The 8,989-nt window shown below is 71.0% G+C and carries 7 protein-coding genes; 6 read left to right on the forward strand and 1 reads right to left on the reverse strand.

The genetic code is table 11. From position 1 onward, the window contains the following. Nucleotides 1-93: 93 nt before the first annotated feature. Complete coding sequence (gene bldD, locus ACWDSL_RS49800; protein WP_014056259.1) at nt 94-594, reverse strand: transcriptional regulator BldD; 501 nt, start codon at nt 592-594, stop codon at nt 94-96. A gap of 197 nt (nt 595-791) precedes the next feature. Between bldD and pyrR the strand changes: the two genes are divergently transcribed. The 6 genes from pyrR to carB all read left to right on the forward strand — a co-directional run bounded on the left by pyrR (nt 792) and on the right by carB (nt 8,956). Beyond that, nucleotides 792-1,376, forward strand: a complete 585-nt coding sequence (pyrR, locus tag ACWDSL_RS49805) for a bifunctional pyr operon transcriptional regulator/uracil phosphoribosyltransferase PyrR (RefSeq protein ID WP_450495948.1) — start codon at nt 792-794, stop codon at nt 1,374-1,376. Nucleotides 1,377-1,587: 211 nt separating this feature from the next. Then, nucleotides 1,588-2,565 (forward strand): aspartate carbamoyltransferase catalytic subunit, encoded by a 978-nt coding sequence (locus ACWDSL_RS49810; protein WP_450495950.1) that lies wholly within the window; start codon nt 1,588-1,590, stop codon nt 2,563-2,565. 2 nt (nt 2,566-2,567) lie between these two features. Beyond that, nucleotides 2,568-3,863, forward strand: a complete 1,296-nt coding sequence (locus ACWDSL_RS49815) for a dihydroorotase (protein WP_014174962.1) — start codon at nt 2,568-2,570, stop codon at nt 3,861-3,863. 23 nt (nt 3,864-3,886) lie between these two features. Next, entirely contained in the window at nt 3,887-4,516 is a 630-nt protein-coding gene (locus tag ACWDSL_RS49820; RefSeq protein WP_450495956.1) for a PH-like domain-containing protein, read from the forward strand. Beyond that, nucleotides 4,513-5,652, forward strand: coding sequence for a glutamine-hydrolyzing carbamoyl-phosphate synthase small subunit (carA, locus tag ACWDSL_RS49825; protein ID WP_450495952.1), 1,140 nt, complete (start codon nt 4,513-4,515; stop codon nt 5,650-5,652). Before ACWDSL_RS49820 ends, carA begins: the two co-directional genes overlap by 4 nt. Beyond that, nucleotides 5,645-8,956: a carbamoyl-phosphate synthase large subunit gene (carB, locus tag ACWDSL_RS49830; RefSeq protein ID WP_450495954.1), complete on the forward strand. Its 3,312-nt coding sequence runs from the start codon at nt 5,645-5,647 to the stop codon at nt 8,954-8,956. The genes carA and carB overlap by 8 nt, the downstream gene beginning before the upstream one ends. Nucleotides 8,957-8,989: the final 33 nt, after the last annotated feature.

Consider the following 8,989-nt stretch of genomic DNA (forward strand, 5'->3'; position numbering starts at 1 on the left):
CGGTGGAACCTTTCGGTCCCACCGCCCCCGGCGGCACGTTTCTGCTGGTCATTCTCGCTTTTCTGGTGACTTCCAAAGAGGCCGCGCGCGGCGTCAGACGTCCTCGTGCTGGACGGCCCGGCGCGCATCCGCGCCCAGCACACCCCAGCTGATCAGCTGCTCGGTCAGCACCGAAGGCGACTGGTCGTAGATCACGGCGAGGGTGCGCAAGTCGTCCTGGCGGATCGACAGCACCTTGCCGTTGTAATCCCCGCGCTGGCTCTGGATCGTGGCGGCATACCGCTGCAGCGGCCCCGCCTTCTCGACCGGCACATGGGCCAGCCGCTCGAGGTCCAGCACCAGCTTCGGCGGCGGCTCTGCGGCCCCGGCCGGGCTGGTGCCCGGAAGCAGCTCCTGGACCGGGACGCCGTAGAAGTCGGCCAACTCGGCGAGGCGCTGCACGGTCACGGCACGGTCCCCGCGCTCGTACGAGCCGACCACGACGGCCTTCCAGCGGCCCTGGGACTTCTCCTCGACACCGTGAAGGGAGAGGCCCTGCTGGGTGCGGATGGCACGGAGCTTGGCTCCGAGCTGTTTGGCGTATTCGCTGGACATAAAGCTCCCCGGACGAAGACTGGTAACTCACTGTGAGGTTACGCAGCGTAATCTCCATTCGTCAAGCCGAACGGGGCGCAGGGGGCCTCGGCCAGGGGCGATGCCGGACCGGCCCGCCGCCCCTGCTACTGTGAATGGCGCAATTCCGACGTCCTTTAAGGTCCGTCCCGTGAGGCGGAGAAGGAGGTCCGTTTCATATGGACGCACGTACTGCAGACGCGGCTCGCTCTGTGCTCGAGGCACCGGACATCGCCCGCGTTCTGACCCGCATCGCCCACGAGATCGTCGAGCGCGCCAAGGGCGCCGACGACGTGGTGCTTCTCGGCATCCCGACCCGCGGTGTGCACCTCGCCCGGCGGCTGGCCGCGCGGCTCGAGGAGATCACCGGCAAGGCGCCCGGCGAGCTGCCGGTCGGCTCGCTCGACATCACCATGTACCGCGACGACCTGCGGCTGCGCCCGGCTCGCGCGCTCGCCCGCACCGACATCCCCGGCGACGGCATCGACGGCCGTCTGGTGGTGCTGGTCGACGATGTGCTCTTCTCGGGCCGCACCATCCGTGCCGCGCTCGACGCCCTGGGCGATATCGGCCGGCCGCGCGCCGTGCAGCTCGCGGTCCTGGTGGATCGCGGCCACCGCGAACTGCCGATCCGCGCCGACTACGTCGGCAAGAACCTCCCCACGTCGCTGCGGGAGACGGTCAAGGTCCAGCTCACCGAGGAGGACGGCCGCGACAGCGTGCTCCTCGGGGTGCGCGGGACCGCCCCCGCGGACGGGCAGTAGCCCGGACGGAGCCGTCGCGGCACGGAACCACGGACCACGGAGCCACGGCTACGGAGCCACGGCTACGGAACCGCGGAGCCACGGTCGCCCACGGACCGGACCGGAGCCCCGGTGACCGCCGCGGGCCCGGTGCACCGGCCACGACGACGCCCCCGCGCCCCCGCCTGCCCGCCGCACGCCTGAACATCTCCCTCACCCACGGAGCAACCGGATGAAGCGCCACCTCATCTCGGCCGCCGATCTCACGCGCGACGACGCCGTCCTGATCCTCGACACCGCCGAGGAGCTGGCCCGTATCGCCGACCGGCCGATCAAGAAACTGCCGACCCTGCGCGGCCGTACCGTCGTCAACCTCTTCTTCGAGGACTCCACCCGCACCCGTATCTCGTTCGAGGCGGCTGCCAAGCGGCTGTCCGCCGACGTCATCAACTTCTCCGCCAAGGGCTCCTCGGTCTCCAAGGGCGAGTCCCTGAAGGACACCGCGCTCACCCTGGAGGCGATGGGCGCCGACGCCGTCGTCATCCGCCACCACGACTCCGGCGCCCCGCACCGGCTGGCCACTTCCGGCTGGATCGGCGGCTCGGTCGTCAACGCGGGGGACGGCACCCATGAGCACCCCACCCAGGCGCTGCTCGACGCCTTCACCATGCGCCGCCATCTGACCTCGGGCACCGGGCAGGACCTGGCGGGCCGCCGGATCACGATCGTCGGCGACGTCCTGCACAGCCGGGTCGCCCGCTCCAACGTCCATCTGCTGTCCACCCTGGGCGCCGAGGTGACCCTGGTCGCCCCGCCGACCCTGGTGCCCTTCGGAGTCGAGAGCTGGCCGTGCGAGGTCTCGTACGACCTCGACGCGGTCGTCGGCAAGTCCGACGCCGTGATGATGCTGCGGGTCCAGCGCGAGCGTATGCACGCCGCCTTCTTCCCCACCGAGCGCGAGTACGCGCGCCGCTACGGGCTTGACGGCGACCGGATGGCCCGTATGCCCGAGCACGCCATCGTCATGCACCCCGGCCCGATGAACCGCGGCATGGAGATCACCGCCGAGGTCGCGGACTCCGACCGCTGCACCGCGGTCGAGCAGGTCGCCAACGGTGTCTCGATCCGCATGGCCGTCCTGTATCTGCTGCTCGGCGGGAACGAGCCCGCCGTCACCACGTCCCGCACCGCCACCGAGGAGAGCAAGTAACCATGAGCGACACCCACAAGACCCTCCTCCGCGGTGCGAAGGTCCTCGGTGGCGAGCCGCGGGACGTGCTGATCGAGGGCGAGCGGATCGCCTCCGTCGGCACCGGCATCGACGCGGGCGACGCGACCGTGATCGACGCCACGGGACAGATCTTGCTGCCCGGCCTCGTCGACCTCCACACCCATCTGCGCGAGCCCGGCCGCGAGGACTCCGAGACCGTCCACACCGGCACCCGCGCGGCCGCCGCGGGCGGCTACACCGCCGTCCACGCCATGGCCAACACCTTCCCGGTCGCCGACACCGCGGGCGTCGTCGAGCAGGTGTGGCGGCTCGGCAAGGAGTCCGGCTACTGCGATGTGCAGCCCGTCGGCGCCGTCACCGTCGGCCTGGAGGGCAAGAAGCTCGCCGAGCTGGGCGCCATGAACGACTCGGCCGCGGGCGTACGGGTCTTCTCCGACGACGGCAAGTGCGTGGACGACGCGGTGATCATGCGCCGCGCCCTGGAGTACGTGAAGGCCTTCGACGGCGTCATCGCCCAGCACGCCCAGGAGCCGCGGCTGACCGAGGGCGCCCAGATGAACGAGGGCGTGGTCTCCGCCGAGCTGGGGCTCGGCGGCTGGCCGGCCGTCGCCGAGGAGTCGATCATCGCCCGCGATGTGCTGCTCGCCGCGCACGTCGGCTCCCGGGTGCACATCTGCCATCTGTCCACCGCGGGCTCGGTCGAGATCGTCCGCTGGGCCAAGTCCAAGGGGTGGAACGTGACCGCCGAGGTCACCCCGCACCACCTGCTGCTCACCGACGAGCTCGTACGCTCCTACAACCCCGTCTACAAGGTGAACCCGCCGCTGCGCACCGAGGCCGACGTCATGGCGCTGCGCGAGGCGCTGGCCGACGGCACCATCGACTGCGTCGCCACCGACCACGCCCCGCATCCGCACGAGGACAAGGACTGCGAGTGGGGCGCGGCGGCCATGGGCATGGTCGGCCTGGAGACCGCGCTCTCCGTCGTCCAGCACACCATGGTCGACACCGGCCTGCTGGACTGGGCGGGCGTCGCCGACCGGATGTCGCACCGCCCCTCGGCCATCGGCCGCCTGGCCGGCCACGGGCGCCCCATCGCCCCCGGGGAGCCCGCCAACCTCACTCTGCTCGACTCCGCATACCGTGGTGTGGTGAACCCTGCGGGCTTCGCCTCCCGCAGCCGCAACACCCCCTACGAGGGCCGTGAACTGCCGGGACGAGTGACGTACACCTTCCTGCGGGGCCGGGCGACGGTCGTGGACGGGAAACTGGCGTGACACCTCTGAGCAGTCTGAACGGTCTGAGCAACCTGGCACATCCGGCGGCGGGCCACCTGGCGGGCCTGGCGGCCGAGCAGAAGTCGCAGGACGTGACGGACTGGGCCGCGCGCGTCGGCTGGGTCGTGGGCCTGCTGCTCGTCATCGGGCTCGTCTACTGGCTGATGCGCGAGGGCTGGAAGTGGCGGGGCACGCTCCAGGGCGATCTGCCCGAGCTGCCCCAGGCCCCGGACCCGGCGGAGCTCGGGCCCGCCCGGCTGCGCCTCTCCGGCCGCTACCACGGCTCGACCACCGCCGGGCAGTGGCTCGACCGGATCGTCGCCCGGGGACTCGGCACCCGCAGCCGCGCCGAGCTCACCCTGACCGAGCAGGGCCTCGCCGTCGTACGGCCCGGGGCAAGCGACTTCTTCATCCCGGCCGCGAGCCTGCGCGGCGCCCGGCTCGACAAGGGCATCGCCGGCAAGGTCCTCACCGAGGGCGGCCTGCTGGTGATCACCTGGCAGCTGGGCGACCGCCTGATCGACTCCGGCTTCCGCTCCGACCACGCGGCCGAGCACACCGCGTGGGTGGACGCCCTCACCGAACTCTCCGCACTCTCCGGTGGCCCCAGCGACGCGGTCGCCCCCTCGCACGACACGGAAGGCGCACGATGACCACCTCCAACAGGGGGGCCGAGAGCCCCGCAGTCCTCGTCCTGGAGGACGGCCGCACCTTCCGCGGCCGGGCCTACGGCGCCGTGGGGGAGACCTTCGGCGAGGCGGTGTTCTCCACCGGTATGACCGGCTACCAGGAGACCCTGACCGACCCCTCGTACCACCGCCAGGTCGTCGTCATGACCGCCCCGCACGTCGGCAACACCGGCGTCAACGACGAGGACCCGGAGTCGAAGCGGATCTGGGTCTCGGGCTATGTGGTCCGCGACCCCGCCCGGGTGCCCTCCAACTGGCGCTCGCGCCGCTCCCTGGACGAGGAGCTGGCCGCCCAGGGCGTGGTCGGCATCAGCGGTATCGACACCCGCGCCCTCACCCGCCATCTGCGCGAGCGCGGCGCCATGCGCGTCGGCATCTTCTCCGGCCAGGAGGTCGCCGATGAGACGGCCCTGCTGGCCAAGGTGCGGGCCGTGCCCGAGATGAAGGGCGCGGACCTGAGCGGCGAGGTCGCCACCACGGAGCGTTACGTCGTGCCCGCGATCGGTACCAAGCGGTTCACCGTCGCCGCGGTCGACCTCGGCATCAAGGGCATGACCCCGCACCGGATGGCCGAGCGCGGTATCGAGGTGCACGTCCTGCCCGCGACCGCCACCGTCGAGGACGTCTACGCGGTCAAGCCCGACGGGGTGTTCTTCTCCAACGGCCCGGGCGACCCGGCCACCGCCGACCACCCGGTCTCCGTGATGCGGGCGGTCCTGGAGCGCTCCACCCCGCTGTTCGGCATCTGCTTCGGCAACCAGATCCTCGGCCGCGCGCTGGGCTTCGGTACCTACAAGCTGAAGTACGGCCACCGCGGCATCAACCAGCCCGTACAGGACCGCACGACCGGCAAGGTCGAGGTCACCGCGCACAACCACGGCTTCGCCGTCGACGCCCCGCTGGACGGGCCATCCGACACCCCGTACGGGCAGGTCGTGGTCTCCCATGTGTGCCTCAACGACAACGTGGTCGAGGGCCTTCAGCTGCTCGACCGCCCCGCGTTCAGCGTCCAGTACCACCCCGAGGCCGCCGCGGGTCCGCACGACGCGGCCTACCTGTTCGACCGCTTTGTCTCCCTGATGGAGGGCCAGCGTGCCTAAGCGCACCGACATCCAGTCCGTTCTGGTCATCGGCTCCGGCCCGATCGTCATCGGCCAGGCCGCCGAATTCGACTACTCCGGGACCCAGGCCTGCCGCGTCCTGCGGGCGGAGGGGCTGCGGGTCGTCCTGGTCAACTCCAACCCGGCCACGATCATGACCGACCCGGAGATCGCCGACGCGACGTACGTCGAGCCGATCACCCCGGAGTTCGTCGAGAAGATCATCGCCAAGGAGCGCCCCGACGCGCTGCTGCCCACCCTCGGCGGGCAGACCGCGCTCAACACCGCGATCTCCCTGCACGAGGCGGGCACGCTCGAGAAGTACGGCGTCGAGCTGATCGGCGCCAACGTCGAGGCCATCCACAAGGGCGAGGACCGCGACCTCTTCAAGGGCGTCGTCGAGGCCGTCCGCACCAAGATCGGCCACGGCGAGTCCGCCCGCTCGGTCATCTGCCACTCCATGGACGACGTCCTCGCCGGCGTCGACGGGCTCGGCGGCTACCCCGTCGTCGTACGCCCCTCCTTCACCATGGGCGGCGCCGGCTCCGGCTTCGCCCACGACGAGGAGGAGCTGCGCCGCATCGCCGGCCAGGGCCTGACGCTCTCGCCCACCACCGAGGTGCTGCTCGAAGAGTCCATCCTCGGCTGGAAGGAGTACGAGCTGGAGCTGATGCGCGACAAGCACGACAACGTCGTGGTCGTCTGCTCCATCGAGAACTTCGACCCGATGGGCGTGCACACCGGCGACTCGATCACCGTCGCGCCCGCGATGACCCTCACCGACCGCGAGTACCAGGTGCTGCGCGACATCGGCATCGCCGTCATCCGCGAGGTCGGCGTCGACACCGGCGGCTGCAACATCCAGTTCGCGGTCAACCCCGACGACGGCCGGGTCATCGTCATCGAGATGAACCCGCGCGTCTCGCGCTCCTCGGCCCTGGCGTCCAAGGCGACCGGCTTCCCGATCGCCAAGATCGCGGCCAAGCTCGCCGTCGGCTACACCCTCGACGAGATCCCGAACGACATCACGCAGGAGACCCCGGCCTCCTTCGAGCCGACGCTCGACTATGTGGTCGTCAAGGCCCCGCGGTTCGCCTTCGAGAAGTTCCCGAGCGCCGACTCCACCCTCACCACCACCATGAAGTCGGTCGGCGAGGCCATGGCGATCGGCCGTAACTTCACCGAGGCGCTGCAGAAGGCGCTGCGCTCGCTGGAGAAGAAGGGCAGCCAGTTCTCGTTCGTCGGCGAGCCCGGCGACAAGGCCGCCCTGCTGGACGAGGCCCGGCGCCCGACCGACGGCCGTATCAACACGGTCATGCAGGCCATCCGGGCCGGGGCCACGCAGGAAGAGGTCTTCGAGGCCACGAAGATCGACCCGTGGTTCGTCGACCAGCTCTTCCTGATCAAGGAGATCGCCGACGAGCTCGCGGCCGCCGAGAAGCTGGAGCCGGAGCTGCTGGCCGAGGCCAAGCGGCACGGCTTCTCCGACGCCCAGATCGCGGCCATCCGCTCGCTGCGCGAGGACGTGGTCCGCGAGGTGCGCCATGCCCTGGGCGTACGCCCCGTCTACAAGACCGTGGACACCTGCGCTGCCGAGTTCGCCGCCCAGACCCCGTACTTCTACTCCTCCTACGACGAGGAGTCCGAGGTCGCGCCGCGCGAGAAGCCTGCAGTGATCATCCTGGGCTCGGGCCCCAACCGGATCGGCCAGGGCATCGAGTTCGACTACTCGTGTGTGCACGCCTCCTTCGCGCTGCACGACGCGGGCTACGAGACCGTCATGGTCAACTGCAACCCGGAGACCGTCTCCACCGACTACGACACCTCCGACCGGCTCTACTTCGAGCCGCTCACCCTGGAGGACGTGCTGGAGATCGTCCACGCCGAGCAGCAGGCGGGCCCGGTCGCGGGCGTCATCGTCCAACTCGGCGGCCAGACCCCGCTGGGCCTGGCCCAGGCGCTCAAGGACAACGGCGTGCCGGTCGTCGGCACCTCGCCCGAGGCGATCAACCTCGCCGAGGAGCGCGGCGCCTTCGGCCGGGTGCTGACCGAGGCCGGGCTGCCCGCGCCCAAGTACGGCACCGCCTTCTCCTTCGCGGAGGCCAAGGGCATCGCCGCCGAGATCGGCTACCCGGTCATGGTCCGCCCCTCGTACGTGCTGGGCGGCCGCGGCATGGAGATCGTCTACGACGAGCCGTCCCTGGCCGCCTATCTGGAGCGGCACGCCGGGCTGATCTCCGAGCACCCGGTCCTCATCGACCGCTTCCTCGACGACGCCATCGAGATCGACGTGGACGCGCTCTACGACGGCCATGAGCTCTACCTCGGCGGCGTCATGGAGCACATCGAAGAGGCCGGTATCCACTCCGGCGACTCGGCCTGCGCGCTGCCCCCGATCACCCTCGGCGGCTTCGACATCAAGCGGCTGCGGTCCTCCACCGAGGCCATCGCGCGCGGCGTCGGGGTGCGCGGGCTGATCAACATCCAGTTCGCCATGGCCGGGGACATCCTGTACGTCCTGGAGGCGAACCCGCGCGCCTCCCGTACGGTCCCCTTCACCTCCAAGGCCACCGCCGTGCCGCTCGCCAAGGCCGCCGCCCGTATCTCGCTGGGCGCGACCATCGCCGAGCTGCGCGCCGAGGGCCTGCTGCCGAGCAGCGGCGACGGCGGCACGCTCCCGCTGGACGCGCCGATCTCCGTCAAGGAGGCCGTGATGCCGTGGAGCCGGTTCCGCGACGCCTCGGGGCGCGGCGTGGACACCATCCTGGGCCCGGAGATGCGCTCCACCGGCGAGGTCATGGGCATCGACTCGGTCTTCGGCGCGGCGTACGCCAAGTCGCAGGCCGGGGCGTACGGGGCGCTGCCCAACAAGGGCCGGGCGTTCGTATCCGTCGCCAACCGCGACAAGCGCTCGATGATCTTCCCGGCCCGGGAGCTGGTCGCCCTCGGCTTCGAGCTGCTGGCCACCTCCGGCACCGCCGAGGTCCTCAAGCGCAACGGCATCAACGCGACCGTGGTGCGCAAGCAGAGCGAGGGCGAGGGGCCGAACGGCGAGAAGACCATCGTCCAGCTCATCCACGACGGCGAGGTCGACCTGATCGTCAACACGCCGTACGGCACCGGCGGCCGTCTTGACGGCTACGACATCCGTACGGCGGCCGTGGCCCGCTCCGTCCCCTGCCTGACCACGGTCCAGGCCCTCGCGGCCGCCGTCCAGGGCATCGAGGCGCTGGGCCGGGGCGAGGTCGGCGTCCGGTCCCTCCAGGAGCACGCGGAGCATTTGACCGCGGCCCGCGCGCAGTAGCGGTGGGGCGGGCGCCGGGGCACATGCTCCGGC

Source organism: Streptomyces sp. NPDC000941, assembly GCF_053599555.1.

What these genes read in the sequence shown, in the direction of transcription:
- bldD (WP_014056259.1), bottom strand. Translation starts at nt 594, where the DNA reads ATGTCCAGCGAATACGCCAAACAGCTCGGAGCCAAGCTCCGTGCCATC.
- ACWDSL_RS49810 (WP_450495950.1), top strand. Translation starts at nt 1,588, where the DNA reads ATGAAGCGCCACCTCATCTCGGCCGCCGATCTCACGCGCGACGACGCC.
- carA (WP_450495952.1), top strand. Translation starts at nt 4,513, where the DNA reads ATGACCACCTCCAACAGGGGGGCCGAGAGCCCCGCAGTCCTCGTCCTG.
- pyrR (WP_450495948.1), top strand. Translation starts at nt 792, where the DNA reads ATGGACGCACGTACTGCAGACGCGGCTCGCTCTGTGCTCGAGGCACCG.
- ACWDSL_RS49815 (WP_014174962.1), top strand. Translation starts at nt 2,568, where the DNA reads ATGAGCGACACCCACAAGACCCTCCTCCGCGGTGCGAAGGTCCTCGGT.